Below are 25,695 nucleotides of genomic sequence, written 5' to 3'. Positions count from 1 at the left end.
CTACCTATCCGGCTTGATCAGTGACCTAGGTGGGATATGTAATGTAGGCGATAATTCCGGCGTGGTCGCTCTGGTATTGGGCGAGGGCGCCGTCGATGGGCTCATTGCTGAGTCTGAGACAGTTGTGCATCAGGATATCTTCGCGTGCGTGCGTGCGTTCGCACGCGCGGCGGGCGGCGGGCGCTTCGTCAATAATTCCGGGACGAAATCACGCGCCCTCGACACGGATCGTGTACGGGCTCATGTCGTCGTTGGCGTCGGTGGCCCGGAATCCCGCGGCGCCAAGAATAGCAATCAGTACTGTCTGCATTTGTGGGATGATTGAGCTGAAATAGAGAAAAGCGGGCGACTGATTTTCACCCCTGGCTGCACCCGCCGATGCCGCGCGACTGAGGGACGGGTGGACTTCCCATTGCACAAACACCCCGCCTTGCGTATCTGCGCCGGGATCGACCAAAATCAGGGCGCCGCCTGTATGCGGGTCGTGATCGGCTTCTCGGGCGATGGCGGTAAGGCCCGCCATCGTCAGCGCCCTTGCGACCCCATCTGCTAGATTCTCCCTTTCGGATATCTCTGTGCCGTTTGCCTTTTCGAACTGCGTCATCTGTACGCCCTCCGTCGGGTTTCAGTATCCAGGTGGCTGCAGCGTCCGCCGCTGGGATGTTATGGAGAGTTCCGATTCTGGCGAATTCCTCAGGGGAGATGCGGCGGATATGCAGTCCGTGCTTATGGTAGGGCTTGACTGAACAGTCTTCCATCGCGGGTGAAGCTGTCTATTTTCTGCACGGCCTGAATCATGCATTCAGCATCAGTTCACCGTTCAAGTTACAGCCCCTGCGTTCGCCGGGCGCCCCACCAGCCAGGCCCGTCGGTGATCGCGCCACGGTCGCTGTGGCACGGATCGGGCCGGCTTTGCGCGGAAGGGCGGATCGCGATCCGGCTGCACCCCGGCCGGGGCCACCGCCGGGCACGTCGGAGCGCACCGTTCAGTGCAGGGCGCGGGCGAGTGTTGGAGGCCGTGGCCGCAGGTTCGGCCGACTGTTTTCGTCCGTGCGCCCCGAGGGGGGAGACTAGGGGCATGCAGCCACGGAACATGTCCATGAGCGGGGTCGTCGACCTCGGTGCGGTGAAGGCGGCCCAGGAGGCCAAGGCCAAGGCCGAGCAGGCGCGCGCCGAAGCGGCGCGGCAGGGCGGCGGCGGGGCCGTGTCGCCCGCGGATCTGGTGATCGACGTCAGTGAGGCGTCGTTCGAGAGCGATGTCATCCAGCGCTCCACCGAAGTGCCCGTCGTGATCGACTTCTGGGCCGAGTGGTGCGAGCCGTGCAAGCAGCTCGGTCCGCTGCTCGAGAAACTGACTCTGGAGTACAACGGGCGCTTCGTCCTCGCGAAGGTCGACGTCGATGCCAACCAGATGCTGATGCAGCAGTTCGGGATCCAGGGGATTCCCGCTGTGTTCGCGGTTGTCGCGGGGCAGGCTCTTCCCCTTTTCCAGGGTGCCGCGCCCGAGGCGCAGATCCGGCAGACCGTCGATCAGCTGGTGCAGGTCGCCGAGGAGCGGTTCGGTCTGACCGGGCTCGTCGTCGACGCCGATGCGCAGGGGGGTGAGGAGCGGGAGGCCGCCCCCGAGCCCGCCGGGCCGTACGACGCGCTGCTCGAAGCCGCCGTGCAGGCCTTGGACGCCGGGGACTTGGGCGGTGCGGTGCAGGCGTACAAGAACGTGCTCGCCGATGATCCGGCCAACACCGAGGCCAAACTGGGCCTCGCCCAGGCGGAGCTGCTGCAGCGGGTGCAGGGGCTCGACGCACAGCAGGTGCGGAAGGAGGCGGCCGAGAAGCCCGCCGATCCGGCCGCGCAGATCGCCGCGGCCGACCTGGATCTCGTCGGCGGGCATGTCGAGGACGCCTTCGGGCGGCTCGTCGACACGGTCAAGAAGGTCTTCGGGGACGACCGCGATGCCGTACGCAAGCATCTGCTCGGCCTTTTCGAGGTGGTCGGGCTCGAGGACCCGCGCGTGGTCAAGGCCCGGACGGCGCTGGCCCGCGCCCTGTTCTGACCCGACCGATCACCACGAACCGGGCACATACGGAGCAGTAGGTGCCGGTTTTGTCAGGCGGTGAGTACCCCGGTGGCCCCGTACGCCGGGGGCGCGCACCGCGCCTGTCGTTAAACCGGCGACCGGCTAGTGGTCTTGTGAAAATTTGACGACAGAGAGACTCGGCGGCCGCGCTTTACCAAATCTTGGTAATCGCGGCCGCTGTTACTTGGAGTAAATCAGGGGCGCTGTTCTGTCCCGTTTTAGTGAGTGATCGCCCGGTCTGCTCTCATCGGCGCGTGCACCCTGTGTGCCTGCCCGATGCCGCCCCGTCGTGGCGGGGTTATGTGGCCGTTACCAGTGAGTAACGAACCCCCTTGTGCGGGCGCTCCGAATGCACCACGATCGGCCACGCTCGGTCCAATCACGTAAGCCCGACAGCCAGATCGGGAAACGGTTCCTGGGTCCCCACCGAGTGGCCGGAGGCAGCCCGCCGCCGGCCTGGACAGGGGGGTCTCCGCCAATCCGGCGGGGCCTGTCCGATCCGGTCGCGCCAAGGCGCGGCCATGTGGTTGTCGCTCGGGGGTGAACGCCCGTGTTCCGTGCCGCAGTGCACAGCTGTGTCCGGATCAAGGCGCTCTTCTTCCCGAGGACGTAGCACTTCTCCCATCCCTGCCCGGCTGAGCCGTTCGACGGCAGTCAGGGCCAGGAGATGTACGTCCGAGAAGGAGGAAAGTCATGGAATCCGTGGCTCGTGGCGGTACCCGTTGGAAGCGGTTCGCCGTAGTCATGGTGCCGAGCGTCGCGGCGACTGCCGCGATCGGCGTCGCCCTCTCGCAGGGTGCGCTTGCGGCATCGTTCAGCGTTTCTGGGCAGTCGTTCAAGGTCAAGGCCGATGAGCTCCGCGGCTACGACATGCTCCAGTACGGCGGCGTCGACGTCGGCACGGACATGGAAGGCAACAAGGCCGCTCACCCGGTGGCCATCAACGCCTTCAAGACCGCCGAGATCGACAACATGTGCCAGTCGGTTGTCACCAAGGTGCCGCTGCTCGGTGATGTCACCCTGCGCCTCACCGCGGGTGGCAACGGCACGCCGGTCGAGGCCGAGAACATCTACATCGACGTCGCGCAGCTGAAGTCGTCGAACGCCGAGTTCACCAACGTGGACATCGGTGTGGCCGCCGGTTCGGCCGGTGACAAGGTGCCCCCGATGAAGGGCGGCAGCGAGCAGGCGAACCCGAACGGTTTCGCCCAGCGTGCCGACAAGGCAGTCATCACGAACGTGGAGCAGACCGCCTGGGCGACCAGTGCGGGCACGTTCAAGCTGAGCGGCTTCGGCATGTCGGTCAACATGGGCAAGAACGAGTGCTACTGAGCACTCGCTGAGCCCCGCGGCCGCGCCTCCTGACCGAGGGGGCAGGCCGTCGGGCGACTGGCCCGGCGGGCGCGGGAGCCTCACCTCCCCGCCCGCCGCACAGACTTCGCACCACTTCACGTACTGCCGGTTCCAAGGAGCTGTTGTCACATGAGCGCCGTTGCACCGGGGCCGAACGAGCACTACCTCAAGGTCTTCCGGATCAGGTTCCGGAACTGGCGTGGCACCCGGCCGTTCTGGGCCGGCCTGTTCACGATGCTCAGTGGCCTGCCGATCGCCTACTTCCCCTACGCGCACGTCAAGCTGGGGAACCTCACCCTGGCCATGCAGACGACGGGTGCCTCCAGCGCGGCGATCATCGGCGTCCTGCTGGTGACGCTCGGTCTGACGATGTGGTTCCACCACATCGTGCGCGTCTTCGCGGGTGTCGCGGCGATCATCCTCGGCCTCGTCTCCTTCCCGCTGTCGAACTTCGGCGGATTCTTCATGGGTCTGCTCCTCTCGCTCATCGGTGGCGGTCTGGCCATCGCCTGGGCGCCGGGGGAGTCGGCCGAGCAGCAGCCCGAAGCGGAAGGCGCGCAGCCCGCGAGGGCGGGCGCGCAGTCGGAGCCGGCGCATGCCGAGCAGCCGGACGTGGCGACGAGTGAGCAGCCCAGCCTGGTGAAGGGCGAGCAGCCGGAGCCGGAGAAGGACGGGCGCCCCGCAGAGGAGCCCGACTCCGCCCCGCAGGCCGAGGACGACCACGGCGGCGCGGACACCACACTGGAGACCAACGGCGGGAGGCACAGTGCCGGCTGACGAGACGCGACTGGCCCTGGAGGGCGAGGGCGCGGCGGTCAGGAAGAGTCCGCGACACGCGGCCCCACGTAAGACCCTGCTGACCAAGCTGCACCTGCCCGCCAACAAGGCCATGGCCCTCGCGGCGATGCCGACCGCCGTGTTCGTGGGCATGGGCCTCATGCCCAAGCCCGCGGTCGCCGACGACGGCGAGATACCTTTCTCCTCCGGCCCGTGCGTGACCCGCGAGGACGTGGCGGCGGCCCAGGAGGAGGAAGAGCAGAAGGCCTCCCAGGCGCCCAGCCCCTCGGCCTCCGAGGAGGAGGAGAAGGCGGCGGACACGGAGAAGTCCGGGACCGCCGAGAAGCCCGAGGCGAAGCCCTCCGAGGAGCCCGCTCCGGCCACGGAGGACGCGAAGTACGCAGGGGACGCGGGCAGCGGCGATGCGGCCGCCACCACGCAGAAGGCGGCCGAGGAACCGGCGGCCCAGGAGCCCGCTCCCGCCGCGAGCGAGACCACGAACCCGTGGGATCCGCTGGGTGTCGGCGAGAAGCTCGAACAGTTCGGCGAGGACGTCAAGGACTTCTTCACGCCGGACGACAAGGAGGAGCCCGCCCCCGAGCCGGCCCCGACTCCGAGTGAGCAGCCCGCCGCCGAGGAGACCGAGCAGCCCGCGGCGGAGAAGCCCACCGCGGAGAAGCCGGCCGCCGAGGACAGTTCCGAGGACACCTCGGCCAAGGCGAGCGGGGATTCCGGCGCCAAGGCGTCCGCGAAGGACGCCGACGGGGCGAAGGGTGCCACGGACCAGCTCAAGGCCGACATCGAGAAGGCGGCCGAGAAGGCGGGCGTCGAGGTCGAGGCCCTGAGCGCGGACGTGCCGAGCCTGGACGAGGCCATCAAGGACCTCCCGCTGGGCGAGGACGGCAAGCCGCGCTTCCCCTGCGCCGAGGAGAACCCGGCGGCCCTCGCCGCCGCGGATCTGGAGCCCGGGATCCCGGCGCTGCCGGACTACCCGTGGAAGCTGAACACCAGCATGCTCACGCTGCGTGGTCTCGACTACCACGGTGTGGTGAACGTCAAGACGGCGAGCGGTACGGTCAAACCGGTCCTGAAGTTCACGGCCACCTCGGTGGACATCAAGGACCTGCACCAGACCGTCCAGGACCCCAAGGGCGGGCCCGCCGCGCACATCAAGGGCGCCAAGGGCTCCACGTCGAAGATCCGCAACGGCACGGTGACCATGTACACCGAGCTGCTCAAGGGCAATCTCTTCGGACTGATCCCCGTCGAGTTCACGCCCGAGACGCCGCCGCCGCTGGACGTCCCCTACGCGATGTTCACCAACGTCACCGTGCTGAACGCCGGTCAGTTCGGCGGCACGCTGACGATCCCCGGGTTCGAGAACTACGTCGAGCAGTAGGACCCGTCCCGGGGAACGGAAGCCGAGCCCCGTAGCCGTACGAACGCCGAGGGCGCCCTCCAAGCGGAGGGCGCCCTCGATGCCGTACGGGCACAGGCCGATGCTCAGTCCCGGCGGCCGCCGCCGAGGTGGTGCACGCGGACCATGTTGGTCGTGCCGGGGACCCCGGGCGGGGAGCCGGCCGTGATGATGATGGTGTCGCCCTCGCTGCAGGCGTTGATCTTCATCATCTCGGCGTCGACCAGCTCGACCATGTCGTCGGTGTTGTCGACGTGCGGCACGATCTGGGTGTTCACGCCCCAGCTGAGCGCCAGCTGGTTGCGGGTGTCCTCGGTCGTGGTGAACGCGAGGATCGGCTGGACGGGACGGTAGCGCGCGAGGCGGCGCGCGGTGTCGCCGGAGTGCGTGAAGGCGACGAGCGTCCTGGCGTCCAGGAACTCGGCGATCTCGGCGGCCGCGCGGGCCACCGAACCGCCCTGCGTACGCGGCTTCTTGCCCGGGACGAGCGGCTGCAACCCCTTGGACAGCAGCTCCCCCTCGGCCGCCTTGACGATCTTCGACATGGTCTTGACCGTCTCGATCGGGTAGGCGCCGACCGAGGACTCGGCGGAGAGCATGACCGCGTCCGCGCCGTCCAGGATCGCGTTGGCCACGTCGGAGGCCTCGGCGCGTGTGGGGCGGGAGTTGGTGATCATCGACTCCATCATCTGGGTCGCGACGATCACCGGCTTGGCATTGCGGCGGCAGAGCTCCACGAGGCGCTTCTGCACCATCGGGACCTTTTCGAGGGGGTACTCGACGGCGAGGTCGCCGCGGGCCACCATCACGCCGTCGAAGGCGGCGACGACGCCCTCCATGTTGGCGACGGCCTGCGGCTTCTCGACCTTGGCGATGACGGGGACCCGGCGGCCCTCCTCGTCCATGATCTTGTGGACGTCCTTGACGTCAGCGGCATCGCGGACGAAGGACAGGGCGACGATGTCGCAGCCCATGCGCAGTGCGAAGCGGAGGTCCTCGACGTCCTTCTCGGACAGGGCGGGCACGTTGACCGCGGCGCCGGGCAGGTTGATGCCCTTGTGGTCCGAGATCACGCCGCCCTCGATGACGACGGTCCGCACCCGCGGGCCGTCGACCGAGACGACCTTGAGCTCGACGTTGCCGTCGTTGATGAGGACCTGGTCGCCCTTGGCGACATCGCCCGGCAGCCCCTTGTACGTGGTCCCGCAGATCGACTTGTCGCCGGGCACGTCCTCGGTGGTGATGGTGAACTCGTCACCGCGCACCAGCTCTACGGGGCCTTCGGCGAAGGTCTCCAGGCGGATCTTCGGCCCCTGCAGGTCGGCGAGCACACCGATGGCCTTGCCGGTGTCGGCGGCGGCCTGCCGGACCCGGTCGTAACGCTCCTGGTGTTCCGCGTGGGATCCGTGGCTGAAGTTGAAGCGGGCCACGTTCATACCGGCCTCGATGAGAGCCTTCAGCTGCTCATACGAGTCGACGGCGGGGCCCAGAGTGCAGACGATTTTGGAACGGCGCATGAGACGGATCCTATCGTTTTGTTTCGGCGCGGAATATTCCGTCTGGTGGAAACTCCAAATGTGCGAATGTGTGCTCAAGTGAGGGGGGTCACAGAGGAGGCGCGGCGGGATTCACCAGGGCATAAGCCTGTGTGGCGATCTCCAGTTCCTCGTCGGTCGGTACCACGGCCACGGCTACTCGCGCGTAATTGGCAGAAATCAACCGCGGCTCATCATTTCGTACGGAATTGCTCTGCGCGTCAAGCGCCAGGCCGAGCTCCTCCAGGCCGCGGACGGTGGCCTCGCGCACCGGCGCGGCGTTCTCGCCGACCCCGGCCGTGAAGGCCACCGCGTCCACCCGGCCGAGCACCGCCGTATAAGCGCCGATGTACTTCTTCAGGCGGTGGATGTAAATCTCGAAGGCGCCGCGTGCGGCTTCGTCGCCTTCATTCGCGCGGCGCATGATTTCCCGCATGTCGTTGTCGCCGCACAGGCCGATCAGACCGCTCCTCTTGTTGAGGAGATCGTCGATCTCGTCCACCGACTTGCCGCCCACCCGCGCCAGATGGAAGATCACCGCCGGATCCAGATCGCCCGAACGCGTGCCCATGACGAGGCCTTCGAGCGGGGTCAGCCCCATCGAGGTGTCCACGCACACCCCGCCCTGAACCGCGGAGGCCGAGGCGCCGTTGCCCAGGTGGAGCACGATGACGTTGGTGTCCTCGGGGCGCTTGCCGAGCAGCTTCGCCGTCGCGCGCGAGACATACGCGTGCGAGGTGCCGTGGAAGCCGTAGCGGCGGATCGAGAGCGCGTCGGCAATCTCCCGGTCGATCGCGTAACGGTACGCGGCCTCCGGCATCGTCGCGTGGAAGGCCGTGTCGAAGACCGCGACCTGCGGCAGGTCGGGGCGGATCGAACGGGCCACCTCGATGCCGGTGATGTTCGCCGGGTTGTGCAGCGGCGCGAGCGGCACAAGCTTCTCCAGCTCGGCGAGCACCTCGGAGTCCACGACGGTGGGCTGCGTGAAGCGCGTGCCGCCGTGCACCACACGGTGGCCGATCGCGGCCAGCTCGGGGGAGTCGAGGCCGAGGCCGTCCCGGTCCAGCTCGGCGGCGACCGCCTCCAGCGCGGCCTTGTGGTCGGCGATCCGGCCCTCGGTGATCCGGGGCTCGGCCTCCTCGCCGGTCAGCGGGGTGTGCTTGAGCCGGGAGGTCTGCTCGCCGATCCGCTCGACCAGACCGGCGGCGAGCCTCGAGGCGTCGGTCATGTCGAGCAGCTGGTACTTCACCGACGAGGAGCCGGAGTTGAGGACGAGTACGCGGGTCGCTGTCACGAAAGGAGGCTTTCTGGGTGGGGGCGGTTCTGCTTTGTTGTCAGTGGGGGCCGATAGCCTTGAAAAGGGCTCGGCCCCCAGGGCGGGAGGGGTCTGTCAGGTGGCAGGCGTCTGCGCCTGGATCGCCGTGATGGCGACGGTGTTGACGATGTCCTGCACCAGCGCGCCGCGGGACAGGTCGTTCACCGGCTTGCGCAGCCCCTGCAGCACCGGCCCGACGGCGATCGCGCCGGCCGAACGCTGCACGGCCTTGTAGGTGTTGTTGCCGGTGTTGAGGTCCGGGAAGATCAGCACGCTCGCCTGCCCGGCGACCTCCGAGTCCGGCAGCTTGGTCGCCGCGACCGAGGGCTCGACCGCCGCGTCGTACTGGATCGGGCCCTCGATCTTCAGCGCCGGGTTGAGGGACCGGGCCAGCTCCGTGGCCTCGCGGACCTTGTCCACATCGGCGCCCTTGCCGGAGGTGCCGGTGGAGTACGAGAGCATCGCGATCCGCGGCTCCACACCGAACTGGGCGGCGGTGGCCGCCGACTGCAGCGCGATGTCGGCGAGCTGCTCGGCGTCCGGGTCCGGGTTGACCGCGCAGTCGCCGTAGACGAGGACCCTGTCGGCCAGGCACATGAAGAAGACCGAGGAGACGATCTTCGCCTCCGGCTTGGTTCTGATGATCTCGAAGGCCGGACGGATCGTGGCCGCCGTGGAGTGCACCGAACCGGAGACCATGCCGTCCGCGAGGCCGCTGCGCACCATCAGGGTGCCGAAGTAGTTGACGTCCACGACGACATCGCTCGCCAGCTCCACCGTCATGCCCTTGTGGGCACGCAGCTTCGCGTAGTCCTCGGCGAAGACGGCGCGCAGCTCCGAGGTCGCCGGGTCGATGATCTGCGCGTCCGAGAGATTGATGCCGAGGTCGGCGGCCTTCTTGCGGATGGCGTCCGCATCGCCGAGCAGCGTCAGCTCGCAGACCCCGCGGCGAAGCAGTACGTCGGCGGCGCGCAGCACCCGCTCCTCGCTGCCCTCGGGGAGCACGACACGGCGCTTGTCCGAGCGGGCCTGTTCGATCAGCTTGTGCTCGAACATCATCGGCGTGACCTTGCCGCTGCGCGAGACCTCCAGGCGGGCGAGCAGCCCGGAGCCGTCGACGTGGCGCTCGAAGAGGCCGAGCGCGGTCTCCGCCTTGCGCGGGGTCGCCGCGTTCAGCTTGCCTTCCAGGGCGAAGAGTTCGGCTGCCGTCGGGAAGGAGTTCTCGGCCACGGAGACCACCGGGGTGCCTGGCGCGAGCCGCTCGGCGAGCCGCAGGATCTCCGGGCCGGGCCGCTCGTCGAGGGTGAGCAGCACGCCCGCGATCGGCGGCGTTCCGGCGTTGTGCGCGGCGAGCGCGCCCACCACCAGATCGGCCCGGTCGCCGGGCGTGATCACCAGGCAGCCCGGGGTCAGTGCCTTGAGGAGGTTGGGCAGCATGGCCCCGCCGAAGACGAAGTCGAGGGCGTCGCGCGAGAGCCCGGAGCCGTCGCCGAGCAGCACCTTGCCGCCGAGGGCATGGGTGATCTGCGCGACGGTGGGTGCGGCGAGGGCCGGCTCGTCCGGAAGTACGTAGCTGGGTACGGGCAGTTGGACGGCGAGCTTCTCGGCGATCGCCTCGCGGTCCTCGGCCGCCACCCGGTTCACGGCGAGCGCGAGCACATCGCAGCCGAGCGCCTCGTAGGCCCGATAGGCGTTGCGCGCCTCGGAACGCACCGAACCCGCCTCCTGGCCCTTGCCGCCGACCACGGGCAGTACCCATGCACCGAACTCGTTCGCCAGGCGTGCGTTGAGCGCCAGCTCGTCGGGGAGCTGGGTGGCGGCGAAGTCCGTGCCGAGCACCAGGACCACCTCGTACGCGTGGGCCACCCGGTGGAAGCGGTCCACGAGCTCGGAGACCAGCTCGTCGGTGCCCTTCTCGGCCTGCAGGGCGGAGGCCTCCTGGTAGTCCATGCCGTAGACGGTCGAGGCGTCCTGGCTCAGGCGGTAGCGCGCCCGCAGCAGCTCGAACATGCGGTCGGGACCGTCGTGGACGAGCGGCCGGAAGACGCCCACCCGGTCGACCTGGCGGGTCAGGAGCTCCATGACCCCCAGCTCCACGACCTGGCGGCCGTCCCCCCGGTCGATCCCGGTCACGTACACGCTGCGCGTCACGCGTGCTCTCCGTTCTTCGCTTCTCGTTCTTCGTTCTTTGTTCTTTGTTCTTCGCTTCGGATGGTGTGCTCTTCAGTCTGTACGGTCATCCGGTGCGGCGCGACGGCCGAAAAAATGCCTCTTATGGCGCGCTTGCCCCCCTTGACAATACCCTTGCCGGGTGGATAGGGGCCCGCTTGTCGGGTGGGGAGGTGCCGTCGGAGCAAGCTCCGAAGGTCGGTCCGGCGAGGGGGCGAAAGCCCTGATACAGCGGCGTAGGCGAAGGAAGCGGAGGAAGCGGAGGAAAGGGGCCCATGGAACAATCGGACCCGGCTCACGCGGGCGACCACGCGTACGACTAGCGAGCAGGAGACACGGCACGATGCGCATCGGAATTCTCACGGCGGGCGGCGACTGCCCCGGCCTGAACGCAGTGATCCGGTCGGTCGTGCACCGGGCCGTCGCCGGGCACGGGGACCAGGTCATCGGCTTCGACGACGGCTACAAGGGCCTCCTCGACGGCCACTTCCGCCCCCTCGACCTGACCGCGGTCAGCGGCATCCTCTCCCGCGGCGGCACGATCCTCGGCTCCACCCGCCTGGAGAAGGGCCGCCTGGAGGACGCCGTCGCCAACGCGCCCGCACTCGCCAAGCAGCTCGGGATCGACGTACTCATTCCCATCGGCGGCGAGGGTACGCTCACCGCGGCACGGATGCTCTCGGACGCGGGAATGCCGGTGGTGGGCGTCCCGAAGACGATCGACAACGACATCAACGCCACGGACCGCACCTTCGGCTTCGACACCGCCGTAGGCGTGGCAACCGAGGCGATGGACCGCCTCAAGACCACCGCCGAATCGCACCAGCGCGTCATGGTCGTCGAGGTCATGGGGCGGCACGCGGGCTGGATCGCGCTCGAATCCGGGATGGCCGGCGGCGCACACGGGATCTGTCTGCCCGAGCGGGCGTTCGACCCCGCGGACCTCGTGAAGATGATCGAGGAGCGGTTCGCGCGAGGCAAGAAGTTCGCCGTCATCTGCGTCGCAGAAGGCGCGCACCCCGCCGAGGGCACGATGGACTACGGCACCGGGGAGATCGACCAGTACGGGCACGAACGCTTCCAGGGCATCGGCACGGCGCTCGCCCGCGAGCTGGAACACCGGCTCGGCAAGGAGGCCAAGCCGGTCATCCTCGGCCACGTCCAGCGAGGCGGCACGCCCACCGCGTACGACCGGGTGCTCGCCACGCGGTTCGGCTGGCATGCGGTGGAGGCGGCGCACCGGGGGGACTTCGGGAAGTTCACGGCGCTGATCGGCACGGATGTGCGGATGGTGCCGCTTGCGGATGCGGTCACCGAGCTGAAGACCGTGCCGGAGTACCGGATGGCTGAGGCGGAGTCGGTGTTCTGAGTGCGTCCGGAATGCTGATCCGGTCTCAGACCCGGGACCAGAAGTGGTCCAGGATGCGCGACAGGAACTCGCGGCCGTCCGCTCCCGTGTCACCGCCCTCGCCCCAGGCCAGCGTCGAGGCCATGCGGCCCTGGTATTCCTCGTGGAGGGATTCCAGGGCCCCTTCTATGTGGCGGTTGGCCAGGGGTACGAGCTTTGCGACGGGTTTCGCATACGGCTGCCAACGGGCCGTCGCCGCGCTGGTGAGGAGCTCCCTGAGCCGTTCGTCGCGGCCCATGACCGTGGTGAAGTCCTTGGGGGTCAGGGCGAGCACCTGGGCGAGCGCCGCCGACTGCCGCGGATTGCCGCGCCAGTCCGAACGCTCCTCCATCCGCAGATACGCCCGGTGGTCGAGCCCCACGGCCCGCGCCAGGTCCTCGGTGGCGAGCCCGCGCGCGAGCCGGTGCTCGCGCAGGGTCCGTGCCGCGCCGAGCAGTTCGCCCGGCGTGCACCACAACGCGCCCGCGAGCGCGGTCAGCTCGCTGTTGTTCGGCGCCGCGAGCCCGCGCTCCCAGGCGATGACGGAGTCCGGGGTGATGTACGGCAGTCCGTAGCCGGCGCGGATGCCGTACGCCACATGACCGGGCGCCATGCCCAGCGCCTCCCGCAGCCGGCGGGCCGCGAGCGCGTTGAACGGGGGAGAGTTCTCAGACACGGCCGTCACGCTAGGTGCGCCCCGACCCGCTGGCTACGGTGTGTTCCCCCAGGATCACGGGTCGTAGGAACCTACGGGCCGGACTTGCCCGGGGAGGCAGCTGTTCGTCCCAGAAGGTCCCGCGCGTGCCGGGCCCCGGCGTGTTCAGCCGTCGTGTGCGTCGAGCTGGTGATCGCTCCACACGTACGTGTGCGGCAGCAGTTCCGGTACGGGGACGGTGGCGAGCGCGGCACCGTCCGGCACGAGCACCCGGATTCCGGGGAAGTAGTCGAGCAGCACCTGCCGGCACCGCCCGCAGGGAGCGATCACCCCGCGCCCGCGGTCGCCCACCGCCACGATCGCACTCAGCTCGCGCACCCCTGCCGTCGCGGCCGCCCCGATCGCGACCAGCTCCGCGCAGGGCCCGCCGGTGAAGTGGTACACGTTGACGCCGGTGAAGATCCGCCCGTCGGCGGCCCGGGCCGCCGAGGCGACGGTGTGGTTGTCACCCCCGCAGGCACGTTCCGCCAGCTCGGCGGCGGCCTCGATCAGTTCCTGGTCGCGATCCGTCTGCATCCGGTGCATCCGGTCAGCCTAGGCACCGGGCCGCCCGCCTCCCCGGTCGGGTGAGCCCCGGCGCTTTCCTTGACGTCGGCGTCAAGGATTACCTTCGTACGCATGCGGATCGGGGAATTGGCCGAGCGGGCCGGAACCACCACGCGGGCGCTCCGGTACTACGAGGAGCGCGGGCTGCTGCCCGCGCGGCGCGGCGGCAACGGGTACCGGGCGTACGACGAGAGCGACCTGCGGCTGGTCCGTCAGATCAGGCTGCTGCAGGACTTCGGCTTCGGCCTGGAGGAGACCCGCCCGTTCGTGGAGTGTCTGCGGGCCGGGCATCCCGAGGGGGACTCCTGTCCCGCCTCGCTCGCCGTCTACCGCCGCAAGCTCGACGAACTCGACACGCTGATCGGCGAGTTGGCCGCCGTACGCGCGAAGGTGCGCGGCCAGCTGGAGCGCGCCGAGCAAGCGAGGGCCCGGCTCGCGGCCGAGTCCGGGCGGCCCGGCGGGCCGGATCCGCTGTGCGAGACGACTGCGTAGGGCGACCGGGCGCGGAGACCGCGTGCGGACACCACGACCAGCAGAGCAACGATGACCGCGTAGGACGACCAGCAGAACAACGGTGACCGGGTAGGACGACCAGCAGAGCAACGGTGACCGCGCAGGACGACCAGCAGAGCAACGGTGACCGCGTAGAACGACCAGCAGAGCAACGGTGACCGCGCAGGACGACCAGCAGAACAACAAGGCAGGACGACGAGGGGTGAGGATCGTGGTGAAGGCCGAAGGTGTGGCCGAGGTGACCGATGCCGACTTCGAGCAGGAGGTGCTCAAGGCGGAGCTTCCCGTACTGGTCGAGTACACGGCCGACTGGTGCGGCCCCTGCCGCCAACTGGCGCCGGTGCTGAGCGAGATCGCCCGCGAGGAGGCCGACCGCCTCAAGGTGGTCCAGCTGGACGTGGACGCCAACCCGGGCACGACGACGGCGTACGGCGTGCTGTCGATGCCCACGCTGATGGCGTTCAGGGGCGGCGAGCCGGTCTGGCAGGTGGTCGGCGCCCGCCCGAAGCGCAAGCTCCTCGCGGAACTTGCCGAGGCGGTCCTCTGAGATCGCTTGAGATCCGCGTTCCGGCCGGGGGAGGGGGCGACTGTCTCAGTTGCTGTCCGTTCTGGCGGTGTCCGGCCGAGGTGATCCCTCCCCTTCGCCGATCCGCGCGAGGAGCCGCAGCCCGTCCTCGGCCGCGCTCGCGGGCGGGGCGGAGAGGACGATGAGTTCCATGCCGGACTCGTCGGGGAGGGAGAAGTTCTCCTGGTGGAGTTCGAGGAGGCCGACCAGGGGGTGGCGGTAGCACTTGCGGCCGTGCGTGCGGGCGCGGACGTCCGCGCGGGCCCACAGGCGGCGGAAGCGTTCGCTGCCCATGGCCAACTCGCCGATGAGGGAGGCGAGCCGGGGGTCGTCGGGGTACTTGCCGGCGGCCAGGCGCAGATGACCGACCGCGTCGAGCGTGCACGTCTCCCACTGGTCGTACAGCCCGCGCTCGTCCTCGTCGAGGAAGACGTGCCGGGCCGTGTTGAGGCCGGTCAGCGAGGTGCGGCCGTGCAGCAGCGCGGCGAGCCGGTTGCCCGCGAGGACGTCGAGCCGGTGGTTCATGATCAGGGCGGGCGCGTCGGTGACCAGGTCGAGGACGCGCAGCAGTTCGGGCCGTACCCGCACACCCGGCGCCTTCGCGCGGCGGCGCGGCCGGTGGGCGAGCCGGTCGAGGTGCTCGCGTTCCGTGCCGTCCAGGCCGAGGACGCGGGCGAGCGCGTCGAGCACCTGCTCGGAGGGCTGGGTGGCGCGGCCCTGTTCGAGGCGTACGTAATAGTCGACGCTCACCCCCGACAGGTGCGCGACCTCCTCGCGGCGCAGCCCCGCGACCCGCCGGCGGCTGTCGGTGGGGATACCGACGGCGGCCGGGTCGACCCGCGAACGCCGGGTCCGCAGAAAGCCGGCGAGGTCGTCCTGTGTCTGTGGGCGGTCCTGTGCGCGCTTCCGGTCACCGCGTTCCATGCCTTCGAGTATGGCCGTGCCGTACGGGACGAGGGTGGTCCTGCCAGTACCAGGAAGTCCGGTCCTACGGATCCGGCGCCCCTGAACAGGGAGCCGAACGGGCCCCAGGATCGAGACCGTACCGACCGACGACCGGTCGACCGATCCGAGGAGCCGGCTGCCATGAAGACCCTGATCGTCCACGCCCATCCCGAGCCCCGTTCCCTCAACAGCTCGCTCAAGGACCTCGCCGTCTCCACCCTCACCGAGGCCGGTCACGAGGTGCGGGTCAGCGACCTGTACGCGATGAACTGGAAACCGGTCGTGGACGCCGCCGACTACGGGCCGCACGCGTCGAGCCCGCTGCGCGTCGCCGCCGACTCCGGCCGCGCCTTCCACGCGGGCGAACTCACCGAGGATGTGCGCGCCGAGCAGGAGAAGCTCCTCTGGGCGGACCACGTCATCTTCCAGTTCCCGCTGTGGTGGTACTCGATGCCGGCCATCCTCAAAGGCTGGGTGGACCGCGTGTTCACCTACCGTTTCGCGTACGGGGTGGGCGAGCACAGCGACGTCAAGTACGGGGAGCGCTACGGCGAGGGCACCCTCGCCGGCAAGAAGGCGATGCTCTCGGTGACCATCGGCGGCCTCGAATCGCACTACGGGCCGCGCGGGATCAACGGCCCCATCGAGGACCTGCTCTTCCCGATCCACCACGGGATCCTCTTCTACCCGGGCATCGAGGCCGTGCCCCCGTTCGTCCTCTACGGCACCGACCGGATGACCGAGGATGCCTACCCGGATGTCGCCAAGGCCTGGCGGGATCGGCTCCTCACCCTGGAGACGACGGAGCCGATCCCGTACCGGCGGCAGAACTTCGGCGACTACGACATCCCCTCACTGCAGCTCAAGGAGGGCCTGGAGCCCGCGGGCCGCAGCGGGTTCGGGCTGCATGTGGCGGGCTGAGGCGCCGAGTTCCCACTGGCCCGTGCGTCTTGGTCCCCTTGGCGTGTCCGTCATGAGAAATGCCCCGGCTGTTTGACAGCCGGGGCATTTCCGCGCGTATATTGGGGGTTTCTGTGCCCAAGAAAAAAGGCCTCTCGAAGAGGCCCAACGAAGACACCATATCGCGCGAGGAGCCGAATTGTCAACGTCCGAGGAGCTGCGGAGCGAGCAGGAATGCGTCGCCCGTGTGTATGCGCGTCTGGGGCAGCTCCAGGAGGCCGCCGAGCGGGCGGCCGAACGCGCCCTCGACCAGGTGGGGACCGGGCGGCAGGCGCGTCTGGAGCGGGATGTCGCCGTGCTTGAGAAGGGGCGCCTTGTCGCCGAGCTGAACGGGGTGGAAAACGGTCTGGTCTTCGGCCGGATCGATCTCAACCACCCGGACGACCTGATCGAGGAACGTGACAGTTTCCATATCGGACGCATCGGAATCCGCGCCGACGACCGCGAGCGCACCCCGCTCCTGATCGACTGGCGTGCCGATGTCGCGCGGCCTTTCTATCTCGCCACGAGCCATGTCCCGATGGGGCTCCGGCGGCGCCGGCACATCACGATGAAGGGGCATGAGGTCCTCGCGCTGCACGACGAGATCCTCGACCTGAACGACGAGGAGCGCACCGGCTTCGAGGACCCGAGCGGCGACGCGGTGCTGCTCGCCGCACTGGGCGCCGCGCGCACCGGGCGCATGGGCGACATCGTGCAGACCATCCAGGCCGAACAGGACCGCATCATCCGCGCCCCGCACCGCGGCGTCATGGTCGTGGAGGGCGGCCCCGGCACCGGCAAGACCGCGGTGGCGCTGCACCGGGCCGCGTATCTGCTCTACGCGCAGCGGGAACTGCTCGCCAAGCGGGCCGTCCTGATCGTCGGCCCCAACCCGGCCTTCCTCGGCTACATCGGCGAGGTACTGCCCTCGCTCGGCGAGACCGGTGTGCTCCTCGCGACCGTCGGCGAGCTCTACCCGGGCGTCGAGGCGAAGGGCGAGGACAGCAGGGCCGCCGCCGAGGTGAAGGGCCGGGCCGCGATGGCCGAGGTGCTCGCCGAATTCGTACGGGACCGGCAGTCCGTGCCCGACGAGGTACTGGAGATCGACCACGAGGACAACGGCACGCTGCTGCTCGACCGGGACATGGCCGAGCGGGCGCGCGCCGAGGCCCGCGAGACGCATCTGCCGCACAACCTCGCCCGCCCCTACTTCGCCTTCCGGATCATCGACTCGCTCACCGAGCAGCTCGTGGAACGCATCGGCGCGGACCCGTTCGGCGGCCCCAACCTGCTCGGCCCCGACGACCAGGCACAGCTCGGTAAGGACGTCGCGACCAGCGCGGAGGTGCACGCCGCGATCGCGGAGCTGTGGCCGGAGCTGAGCCCCGAACAGCTCGTACGGGAACTCCTCGCCGACCCGGCCGGCTATCTCCCGGACGCGGACGCCGAGCACATCCGCCGCACCTCCGGGCCCTGGACCAGTGCCGACGTACCGCTGCTCGACGAGGCCGCGGAACTGCTCGGCGTGGACGACTCGGCCGAGCGGGCCCGGCAGGAGGCCGAGCGGCAGCGCCGGATCGAATACGCGCAGGGCGTGCTCGATCTGTCCTTCGCCTCGCGCACCTACGAGTTCGAGGACAAGGAGGAGCTGTACGACGACAGCGCAGACGCCGCCGAGGTGCTCTCGGCGCACGACATCATCGACGCCGAGCGGATGGCCGAACGCCAGGAGGAGGCCGATCTGCGCTCCGCCGCCGAACGCGCGGCCGCCGACCGCACCTGGGCCTTCGGGCACATCATCGTGGACGAGGCGCAGGAGCTTTCGGCGATGGCCTGGCGGCTCCTGATGCGCCGGTCGCCCACGAAGTCGATGACGCTGGTGGGCGATCCGGCACAGACCGGCGACGCGGCGGCGCTCGGCTCGTGGTCCTCGATCCTCCAGCCGTACGTGGGCGACCGATACGAGCATGTACGGCTCGGCGTCAACTACCGCACGCCCGCCGAGATCATGGAACTCGCGGCCGCGGTCATCCGGGCCGGCAACCCGGACTTCGAGCCGCCGCGCTCGGTGCGTTCCACGGGCGTCGAGCCACGGATCACCAGGGTCGCGGCCGCCGAGCTCGCGGCGGAGACCGGGAAGCTCGCCCGCGAGATGACCCCGCAGGAGGGGCGGCTCGCGGTGATCGCACCGCGCGAACTGCACCCCGCGCTCGCCGGGCACCTCGACGGCGTCACGGCGGGCGAGGAACCTGACCTCACGCACGGCGTGGTGCTGCTCGACGCCGTCCAGTCGAAGGGCCTGGAATTCGACGCCGTGATCGTCGTGGAGCCCGCGCGGTGCCGCACGAGCGATCTGTACGTGGCGCTGACCAGGGCCACCCGTGCGCTGGCCGTCCTGCACACGGGCGAGCTTCCGGCCGGGCTCGGGGAGCTGAAGGGCTCCTCGCGCTGAGGCGCGGACGGCCTCCGGTGGGAGCGCGGGCCGCCCGTGCCGCTCGTGCCGCCCGTGCAGCCCGTGCCTCCCACCGCCTCCGGGGCCTTCCCCTGCCGGTCGACGGGCCATCCGGCGCTTCGTTACTTACCGGTCCGTAAGGGCGCGGACAAGAAGGTGGTGTGACACGGGCGCAAAGTGCGTTACCCTGGTGAGTGACTTCAGGTGCCTCGACGGCTGGATGCCGCGAGGCCCTTTTTGTTTTTATCGAAGGAGATTGTCATGGCCACTGGAACCGTGAAGTGGTTCAACTCGGAAAAGGGCTTCGGCTTCATCGAGCAGGACGGTGGCGGCCCCGACGTCTTCGCCCACTACTCGAACATCAACGCCCAGGGCTTCCGTGAGCTGCTCGAGGGCCAGAAGGTGAACTTCGACGTCACGCAGGGCCCGAAGGGTCCGCAGGCGGAGAACATCACCCCCGCCTGATCACAGGCACCGCGCGACGCAGCCGGGAATCGTGATTCTCACGATTCCCGGCTGCGTCGTGGTTTCTGCTTCACTTCTTCACCTACCGGCTCGTGCTTGCAATTCACCCGGCGCTCACCCAGCGGCTGTGAATTCCTCGATGCGTGCCCCATCGAGGAGGTTCTCCATGAACCGTTTCCAGCGTTCGAACCAGGGCCGCGCAGGCGGTCCCGGCCAGGGCCGCGCAGGCGGCTCGAACCGTTCAGGCAACCGGAGCGGGGGCCGTAACGCCGCCGCAGGCCCCAACGCCTCCCGCGGCCGCAAGCGCAGCACGCCGCCCGCGGAATTCGCGCTCCCCGAGACCGTGACACCCGCGCTGCCCGCCGTCGAGTCCTTCCAGGAACTCGACCTGCCGGCCGCGCTCCTGAAGACCCTGGCCGCCGAGGGCGTCACCGCCCCCTTCCCGATCCAGGCCGCCACCCTGCCGAACTCCCTCGCGGCCCGCGACGTGCTCGGCCGCGGCCGCACCGGCTCCGGTAAGACCCTCGCCTTCGGCCTCGCCCTGCTCGCCCGCACCGCGGGCCGCCGCGCCCAGCCCAAGCAGCCGCTCGGCCTGGTGCTCGTGCCCACCCGTGAGCTCGCCCAGCAGGTCACCGCCGCGCTCGCGCCGTACGCCACAGCCGTGAACCTCCGGATGGCGACCGTTGTCGGCGGAATGTCGATCGGCCGCCAGGCCGGTGCGCTGCGCTCCGGCGCGGAGATCGTCGTCGCGACGCCCGGACGCCTCAAGGACCTCATCGAGCGCCGTGACTGCCGCCTCGACCGGGTGACGATCACCGTCCTCGACGAGGCCGACCAGATGTGCGACCTGGGCTTTCTGCCGCAGGTCACCCAGCTGCTCGACCAGGTGCACCCCGAGGGCCAGCGGATGCTGTTCTCGGCCACCCTCGACCGCAATGTCGACAAACTCGTCCGCGGTTATCTGACCGACCCGGTCGTCCACTCCGTCGACCCGTCCGCGGGCGCGGTCTCGACGATGGAGCACCACCTCCTCAACATCCAGATCGCCGACAAGTACGCGGTGACGACGGAGATCGCCGCCCGTGACGGCCGCGTGATCATGTTCCTGGACACCAAGCACTCCGTGGACAAGCTGGTCAAGCACCTGCTCGCCAGCGGTGTACGGGCCGGGGCGCTGCACGGCGGCAAGTCCCAGCCGCAGCGCACCCGCACCCTCGACCGCTTCAAGAACGGCGAGGTCACCGCACTCGTCGCCACGAACGTGGCGGCCCGCGGCATCCACGTCGACGATCTCGACCTCGTGGTCAACGTGGACCCGCCGGGCGACCACAAGGACTATCTGCACCGAGGCGGCCGCACCGCACGGGCCGGCGAGTCCGGCCGCGTCGTCACCCTCGTGCTGCCCAACCAGCGCCGCGAGATGCGCCGCCTGATGACCGATGCCGGCATCCGCCCGCAGACCGCCGAGGTCCGCTCCGGCGACGCCGAACTCACCCGCGTCACCGGCGCCCAGACCCCCTCCGGCATACCGGTCGTCACGGCGGCCCCGCCCGCCGACCGCCCCAAGCAGCCCCGCGGCGGAGCCCCGTTCCGCGGCCGCGGCACCCGCCGCGGCCAGGCGGGCGGCTCCGGCGCGGGCCAGCCGGGCGGCCGCACGGGCGGCTCCCGCGCAGGCGGCTCCCGCTCCGGCTCCCCGTCCCGCCGCACGGCCGAGGCCCGCGAGATGGCGGAGGCCCGCAAGGCGGCGCGGGTGCGGCGGTCGGCGTGAACGTCCGGTGAACACCTGAGTGTTCTTTTGAGCAAGGGGCCGTCCTGTCGCGCGACAGGACGGCCCCTTGCCGTTGCCAGGCAGGGGAGCCGGGAGCTGTGGCTTCCTGGCCTGGGCGTGTCTCGGTTTCCGTGTATGCCGCTTCTTTGACGTGTTGCTGGTTTAGTTGCGGTTGATCACTCGGTGGTGTTCAGGCCGAATCCGTCGAGGTCGATGCGGTCGCCGTAGTAGCCGACGAGGACGTTGATGGCGGCTTTCCAGTTGTGGGTCCGGCCGGTCGGGTTCGGGCGGTTGGGTTCGCGATGCCGGATCGCGAGGTAGAGGACTTTCAGGGCGGCGTCCTCGCTGGGGAAGTGCCCGCGGCGGCGACTGGCCTGCCGGAACCGCGAGTTCAGTGACTCGATCATGTTCGTGGTGTAGACGATCTTGCGGACGCCGAGCGGGAACTTCAGGAACTCGGCGAAGTGCACCCAGTTCTTGCGCCACAGCCCGGTCATCGCCGGATACTGGCTGCCCCACCCTCCTCGAACTCGGCGAACCGGGCCTTGGCCGCTTCTTCGGTCGGTGCGGTGCAGATCTGCCGCAGTTCCTTGGTGATGGCCTGCCAGTGGGCGCGGGAGGCGAACCGGAGCGAGTTGCGGACCATGTGCACGACACAGAGCTGCACGTCGGTCTGCGGCCAGATCGCCGTGAGTGAATCGGGCAGTCCCTTCAGCCCGTCACAGCAGGAAATCAGCACGTCCTGGACGCCCCGGTTACGGAGCTCTGCCAGCCATGTCATCCACTGCTTGGCGCCCTCGCCGCCAGTGCCGACCCACATGCCCAGCACGTCACGTTCGCCCTCGAGACTGATCCCGACCGCAATGTAGACCGGCCGGTTGGAGACCGCCCCGTCGCGGATCTTCAGGACGATCGCATCGATCATCAGGACTGCATAGATCTCGTCCAGCGGACGCGACCGCCATGCATCGACCTCGTCCTTGATCTTGTCGGTGGCCCGTGAGATCAGCCCGCGCGAGACGTCCATGTCGTAGATCTCCGCGAGGTGCTGCTGGATCTCACCCGTGGTGAGGCCCTTCGCATAGAGCGAGAGCACGGCCTCGTCGAAGCCCTCCAGCCGACGCTGGTGCTTGGCCACGATCTGCGGCTCGAACGTACCCTCCCGGTCCCGGGGCACAGCGATCTCCACCTCGCCGAGGTCGGTGCGCACCCGTTTCGAGCCTGTCCCGTTGCGCGCGTTCGCCGTCCCGCGGCCGGCCGGATCACCCTTCTCATAGCCGAGATGCTCCGTCATCTCCGCCTCAAGCGCGCCTTCCAGCACACTCTTCAACAACCCCTTGAACAGGCTGTCCTGCCCGACCAGGCTCACGCCCTCACTTCGAGCCCGCTCGACCAGCTGCCGCGATCTCCTGGTCCTGTACCTGTCGCTGAGTCAACTCGGCTCCCGTACGTACGACGCTCGAACGCTTGCCGGGCTCATTCCTGTCGCCCATCATGATCCTTCCCGGCACCGGGCACCCCGATGCCATCCGGTCATACCGGACGTCCACGGAACTCAGGGCAGGCCCGACAGAGCCGCATACGAAGCAGAAAAGGCCCGGCAAGAGGCAGAGAAGAAGGAAGCGGGCTTTTGGGAGAGCGTCGGTAACGGCCTGAAGAGCGCATGGGATAGTACAGGCGGCAGGGTAGTGTCAGGGGTCGCGGATTGGACAAGCGATCACTGGGAGGGAATCAAGCTCGGCATGACCATTGTCGGGTTCGGGGCGTGCCTGGTGGTCTCAGCGGGAATGTGCACAGTCGTCGGGGTTGCCGCAGCCACGGCCGCATATGCTGGCGATTATCTCAAGACTGGAGAGATGGACTGGGCCGGATACGGCAAGACACTTGCTTGGACTGTCGGGGGTGGCCTCGTGGCAGTGAGTGCAGCCCGCGCGATGGGTGCCGGGAATTGGCGTTCCGCATTCACGGGGAACGCGATCGAGCGAGTCACGGTCAAGGTTCCGGCGTACAGGACGAAGATGGGATATGGCACGGGAGTTGGCGGCGGGCGGAAAGGGATGGTCACGCAGTCGGTCAACGTCGTTGACCGCAGTAGGACAGCCTTGAACGTCGGTGTGAACTCGCAGCTCTCATGGGGATTCTGTGGCGCTGGCAACGCCAGTGCGTTTGCTGGCAGAGGATGTTGAGGATTAATGTCAAGGCAGAGTATGGATCGGCGGCGCGTTCTGCGCCGCCGGTCCTGGCCCATCGTCAGTTGGGCAGGGATTGCATCCCTCTGGGGGCTATACCTTCTAGTCCTAGCTGCGGCACTGGCGCGTGAGGACTACCGTAACGCCTTCCTGATCGGGGCGGTAATTTCGGCTGTGACGGCGCTCTTTCGGAGGATCGGAAGCTGCAAGGTGGTCCTGGCGGATGGGGTTATTCGCGTGGACAGTCTCATCATGACGTTCGTGATTCCTAAGCAAGCTGTGCGCGGCGTGATGGCGAACTCCGGAGGAGCGCTGGAGATCGAGACGTCCCATGGCGAAGTAATTCGACCTTTTGGCTTTGGTGGTTCGCTGCTGGACAGCCTTCTCTTCAAAACAAGTGACCGTGCTGCGTCAGAGATCCAAAGCGGACTTGCAGCGACAAAGCTCCCGACCGTTCATGGAAAGGGCGTGAAAGTCGCTCGCAGGGTTCGCCGCAGCTGGTCCGTGGATGGCCCGCTCGCTCTGGCTGCAGGCCTCGCCGTAGCAGGCCTGATCATGGTGTAGGTCACACCTGAGCCTGACCCTTGCCGAAGTCAGGGTGAAAGGTATTCTGAACCGCATCGTCCGGGCAATCGCCCGACGAAACACCCGCCATGGCACTGGTCCTGGCGTCTACCGGTGGGTAGTCGAGCGGACCTTCGCCCGCACGGGTTGTGGCGGGATGGCTGAGACGAAGGCGCGCCAAGCCGCTGGGGCCACGTGGAAGCTCGGCAGGGTCGTGTCCTTGGAGTCGCGTACGTGGATGGCGGTGGGGCAGGGGGCGACCTCGACGCAGCTGTCGCCGTCGCCGCCGCTGTAACTGCTCTTGAACCAGGTGAGTCCGGTGCCGGTCATAGCGCTCCTCGCATCCGCCGCAGAAGGCCCAGGGAGTCCTCCAGCGTCAGGGCCTGTGAGCGCATCCTGGCAAACCGCATCTGGAGCGTGCTGACCTCTTTGCGGTCCGAGATCAATTGGCCGGTCTTCTGGCCCTCGATGTACGCGAACCACCGGTTGTCGGGTGACTCGAGGAGCTGCATCGGTCCGGCGAGACCGGCATGGCTCTCGCGCACCTGCGGCATCAACTGCACCTCGATGTTGCGCAGTTCGGCGAGGTCGAGGATGTGGTCGATGAGTTCGCGGGTCACCTTCGTGCCGCCCGTCCGCCGGACGAAGACCTGCTCTTCGAGGATGAAGCTGTACGCGGTGTTCGGCCGTTCCCGTAGCAGGCGCTGCCGGCCGAGGCGGGCCTGGAGCTGGGCCTCGATCTGTTCGTCGCCCAGGGGTGGGAGCTGGTTCACGAACAGGGTTCTGGCGTAGGCGGCGGTCTGCAACAGGCCAGGGACCAGGCGGCATTCGTATGTGTACAGGCTGACCGCCTGCTGTTCCATGCGGGCCCACTGGCGGAACCACGCCGCAAGGCCCGGTTGGCGGGACAGGTGCTGGGCCGAGCGGCGCAGTGCCCCGGTGTTGCCGGTCGCGGCCTCCGCTCGGTCGACGAGGTCGCGGTCCGGCATGCGGCGCCCCGGTTCGACGGAGGCCACCGTGTGTCTGGAGTAGCCGACCTGCAGCGCGAACTCCTCGCGGCTGAGCCCCGCGTGCTCCCGTAAAGCCTGGACCACCGCGCCGAACGCCTTCATGCCGTCCGACGGCTCGGGTTCGCCGCACTCCGTACGTGCTGGGTCCACTGTGACCACCTCCGGTCACCCAGGGGCACGGCTCGCGGTCCGTACTGTCCACAGTGCGTGCGTGTACGCTCGCGCAGCGTACGCGGCTCGGCGTCGGCTGTCGGAGTCTTCCGCCGGGAAGCTTGGCCCATGGATGCACGCCGACTCGACACCCTCACCCATGCCTCCACTCACGCCTTCGCCCAGTGCTTCTCCTCGACTCGCAGGGGCGTGCGGCTGGCCCGGCTCCTGGCTGATGACCGTGGCCGTGCTGTCGGAGCGGTGGGGCGTCGACGTCGGGGCACTGCCCCGTGAGGCCGTGTGGGCGGACCTGCGCGTCCGGTGGAATCCGGTCCGCGAGTGAACTCTCCGCGCGGATCGGCTGAATCCGTTCGGCCCGGTTCCTTGCGGCGGTCGGTCATGGCGAGTCCGCGGCGGCCGGCTCCACGGCGGAGCTCGGTGCGAGCCTCGCCCCAGCGAGTACGCGTCCGCTCGCCTTGCCCAGGAGCTTGGTCCGGTGCCACTGGCCTCGGGTGTACGAGGTGGAGCCCGGGCGGCATGGGGGACCGCCCGGGCTCCTGAGGGGGAAGCGACGCAACCAGGTGCTTGGCCGCTGCGCGCGTTCGCAGGGTTGCAGCGCCGCCGGGCTCATGCCAGGGCCCGGTGCGCCCGCGTGGCTGGATCCCGCCCATTGCTCGGCGTGAAGTTTTCGTTACCCAGAGTTCGCCGCCCGCTCCACGGTGGGCGGCGGGTAGCGGGGGCGGTGGCGGTGGGCGGTGGCATGGTGACTCGGCCCGGCGCTGCCCTTACTGAGGTTGAACTCGTGGTGTCGTAGGGGCTGACGGCTGGTCACCCGTGCGGT

At 68.9% G+C, this 25,695-nt stretch carries 22 protein-coding genes and 1 pseudogene; 13 read left to right on the top strand and 10 right to left on the bottom strand.

Annotated elements, in window-relative coordinates; all coding sequences use genetic code 11:
- Window positions 1–208 precede the first annotated feature (208 nt).
- Complete coding sequence (locus ACLF6P_RS19100; protein ID WP_415951717.1) at window positions 209–604, bottom strand: hypothetical protein; 396 nt, start codon at window positions 602–604, stop codon at window positions 209–211.
- Between the two features lie 474 nt (window positions 605–1,078).
- Between ACLF6P_RS19100 and ACLF6P_RS19095 the strand changes: the two genes are divergently transcribed.
- The 4 genes from ACLF6P_RS19095 (at window position 1,079) to ACLF6P_RS19080 (ending at window position 5,606) form a co-directional block, all read left to right on the top strand.
- Window positions 1,079–2,053, top strand: coding sequence for a tetratricopeptide repeat protein (locus ACLF6P_RS19095; protein ID WP_415951716.1), 975 nt, complete (start codon window positions 1,079–1,081; stop codon window positions 2,051–2,053).
- A 717-nt stretch (window positions 2,054–2,770) separates the two neighbouring features.
- On the top strand, window positions 2,771–3,409 hold the full coding sequence (locus ACLF6P_RS19090; protein WP_415951715.1) for a DUF6230 family protein: 639 nt from the start codon (window positions 2,771–2,773) through the stop codon (window positions 3,407–3,409).
- A gap of 150 nt (window positions 3,410–3,559) precedes the next feature.
- A complete protein-coding gene (locus ACLF6P_RS19085) occupies window positions 3,560–4,207 on the top strand; it encodes a DUF6114 domain-containing protein (RefSeq protein ID WP_415951714.1) in 648 nt (215 codons plus the stop codon).
- On the top strand, window positions 4,197–5,606 hold the full coding sequence (locus ACLF6P_RS19080; protein ID WP_415951712.1) for a hypothetical protein: 1,410 nt from the start codon (window positions 4,197–4,199) through the stop codon (window positions 5,604–5,606). Before ACLF6P_RS19085 ends, ACLF6P_RS19080 begins: the two co-directional genes overlap by 11 nt.
- A 104-nt stretch (window positions 5,607–5,710) precedes the next feature.
- Here ACLF6P_RS19080 and pyk read toward each other — a convergent pair whose 3' ends face one another.
- The 3 genes from pyk to pta form a co-directional block, all read right to left on the bottom strand.
- Window positions 5,711–7,141: a pyruvate kinase gene (gene pyk, locus ACLF6P_RS19075; protein ID WP_415951710.1), complete on the bottom strand. Its 1,431-nt coding sequence runs from the start codon at window positions 7,139–7,141 to the stop codon at window positions 5,711–5,713.
- Between the two features lie 88 nt (window positions 7,142–7,229).
- Window positions 7,230–8,453, bottom strand: a complete 1,224-nt coding sequence (locus ACLF6P_RS19070; protein ID WP_415951708.1) for an acetate kinase — start codon at window positions 8,451–8,453, stop codon at window positions 7,230–7,232.
- A gap of 96 nt (window positions 8,454–8,549) precedes the next feature.
- On the bottom strand, window positions 8,550–10,625 hold the full coding sequence (gene pta / locus ACLF6P_RS19065) for a phosphate acetyltransferase (protein ID WP_415951707.1): 2,076 nt from the start codon (window positions 10,623–10,625) through the stop codon (window positions 8,550–8,552).
- Window positions 10,626–10,986: 361 nt separating this feature from the next.
- On the opposite strand from pta, the gene ACLF6P_RS19060 reads away from it, so the two are divergent.
- On the top strand, window positions 10,987–12,012 hold the full coding sequence (locus ACLF6P_RS19060; RefSeq protein WP_415951706.1) for an ATP-dependent 6-phosphofructokinase: 1,026 nt from the start codon (window positions 10,987–10,989) through the stop codon (window positions 12,010–12,012).
- 25 nt (window positions 12,013–12,037) lie between these two features.
- On the opposite strand, the gene ACLF6P_RS19055 is transcribed toward ACLF6P_RS19060, so the two are convergent.
- Both ACLF6P_RS19055 and ACLF6P_RS19050 read right to left on the bottom strand, forming a co-directional pair.
- A complete protein-coding gene (locus ACLF6P_RS19055) occupies window positions 12,038–12,706 on the bottom strand; it encodes a helix-turn-helix domain-containing protein (RefSeq protein WP_415951705.1) in 669 nt (222 codons plus the stop codon).
- A gap of 144 nt (window positions 12,707–12,850) precedes the next feature.
- A complete protein-coding gene (locus ACLF6P_RS19050; protein ID WP_415951704.1) occupies window positions 12,851–13,270 on the bottom strand; it encodes a cytidine deaminase family protein in 420 nt (139 codons plus the stop codon).
- Between the two features lie 93 nt (window positions 13,271–13,363).
- On the opposite strand from ACLF6P_RS19050, the gene ACLF6P_RS19045 reads away from it, so the two are divergent.
- Together ACLF6P_RS19045 and trxA are read left to right on the top strand one after the other, a co-directional pair.
- Window positions 13,364–13,783, top strand: coding sequence for a MerR family transcriptional regulator (locus tag ACLF6P_RS19045; protein ID WP_415951703.1), 420 nt, complete (start codon window positions 13,364–13,366; stop codon window positions 13,781–13,783).
- A 232-nt stretch (window positions 13,784–14,015) separates the two neighbouring features.
- Window positions 14,016–14,351, top strand: a complete 336-nt coding sequence (trxA, locus tag ACLF6P_RS19040) for a thioredoxin (RefSeq protein WP_415951817.1) — start codon at window positions 14,016–14,018, stop codon at window positions 14,349–14,351.
- 45 nt (window positions 14,352–14,396) lie between these two features.
- Here the strand turns inward: trxA and ACLF6P_RS19035 are convergent, their stop codons facing one another.
- Window positions 14,397–15,293 carry a helix-turn-helix transcriptional regulator gene (locus ACLF6P_RS19035; RefSeq protein WP_415951702.1) on the bottom strand — a complete coding sequence of 299 codons (897 nt, stop codon included), beginning with the start codon at window positions 15,291–15,293 and terminating at the stop codon, window positions 14,397–14,399.
- A 162-nt stretch (window positions 15,294–15,455) separates the two neighbouring features.
- Here ACLF6P_RS19035 and ACLF6P_RS19030 point away from each other — a divergent pair, with 162 nt between their 5' ends.
- The 4 genes from ACLF6P_RS19030 to ACLF6P_RS19015 all read left to right on the top strand — a co-directional run bounded on the left by ACLF6P_RS19030 (window position 15,456) and on the right by ACLF6P_RS19015 (window position 20,941).
- Window positions 15,456–16,235, top strand: a complete 780-nt coding sequence (locus ACLF6P_RS19030; protein ID WP_415951701.1) for an NAD(P)H-dependent oxidoreductase — start codon at window positions 15,456–15,458, stop codon at window positions 16,233–16,235.
- Between the two features lie 196 nt (window positions 16,236–16,431).
- Window positions 16,432–18,708, top strand: a complete 2,277-nt coding sequence (locus tag ACLF6P_RS19025; protein ID WP_415951816.1) for a HelD family protein — start codon at window positions 16,432–16,434, stop codon at window positions 18,706–18,708.
- Window positions 18,709–18,969: 261 nt separating this feature from the next.
- Window positions 18,970–19,173, top strand: a complete 204-nt coding sequence (locus ACLF6P_RS19020) for a cold-shock protein (RefSeq protein ID WP_415951700.1) — start codon at window positions 18,970–18,972, stop codon at window positions 19,171–19,173.
- 166 nt (window positions 19,174–19,339) lie between these two features.
- Window positions 19,340–20,941 (top strand): DEAD/DEAH box helicase, encoded by a 1,602-nt coding sequence (locus ACLF6P_RS19015; RefSeq protein WP_415951699.1) that lies wholly within the window; start codon window positions 19,340–19,342, stop codon window positions 20,939–20,941.
- Between the two features lie 176 nt (window positions 20,942–21,117).
- On the opposite strand, the pseudogene ACLF6P_RS19010 reads toward ACLF6P_RS19015, so the two are convergent.
- Window positions 21,118–22,262: pseudogene (locus tag ACLF6P_RS19010) on the bottom strand (IS256 family transposase).
- A gap of 421 nt (window positions 22,263–22,683) precedes the next feature.
- Between ACLF6P_RS19010 and ACLF6P_RS19005 the strand changes: the two are divergent.
- Together ACLF6P_RS19005 and ACLF6P_RS19000 are read left to right on the top strand one after the other, a co-directional pair.
- Window positions 22,684–23,127 (top strand): hypothetical protein, encoded by a 444-nt coding sequence (locus ACLF6P_RS19005; RefSeq protein WP_415951697.1) that lies wholly within the window; start codon window positions 22,684–22,686, stop codon window positions 23,125–23,127.
- A 255-nt stretch (window positions 23,128–23,382) separates the two neighbouring features.
- Complete coding sequence (locus ACLF6P_RS19000) at window positions 23,383–23,694, top strand: hypothetical protein (protein WP_415951696.1); 312 nt, start codon at window positions 23,383–23,385, stop codon at window positions 23,692–23,694.
- 108 nt (window positions 23,695–23,802) lie between these two features.
- Here the strand turns inward: ACLF6P_RS19000 and ACLF6P_RS18995 are convergent, their stop codons facing one another.
- Together ACLF6P_RS18995 and ACLF6P_RS18990 are read right to left on the bottom strand one after the other, a co-directional pair.
- Window positions 23,803–24,024 (bottom strand): DUF397 domain-containing protein, encoded by a 222-nt coding sequence (locus ACLF6P_RS18995; RefSeq protein WP_415951694.1) that lies wholly within the window; start codon window positions 24,022–24,024, stop codon window positions 23,803–23,805.
- The gene (locus tag ACLF6P_RS18990; RefSeq protein ID WP_415951815.1) at window positions 24,021–24,806 is read right to left on the bottom strand and encodes a helix-turn-helix domain-containing protein; all 786 of its coding nucleotides are present in this window, start codon (window positions 24,804–24,806) and stop codon (window positions 24,021–24,023) included. The genes ACLF6P_RS18995 and ACLF6P_RS18990 overlap by 4 nt, the downstream gene beginning before the upstream one ends.
- Between the last annotated feature and the right edge of the window lie 889 nt (window positions 24,807–25,695).

This window comes from Streptomyces lothianensis (genome assembly GCF_047779955.1).
In the GTDB taxonomy this organism is placed as follows: Bacteria; Actinomycetota; Actinomycetes; order Streptomycetales; family Streptomycetaceae; genus Streptomyces.
The sequence above is the reverse complement of the archived record's forward strand: the minus strand, read 5'-3'. Positions and strand labels throughout refer to the sequence as shown.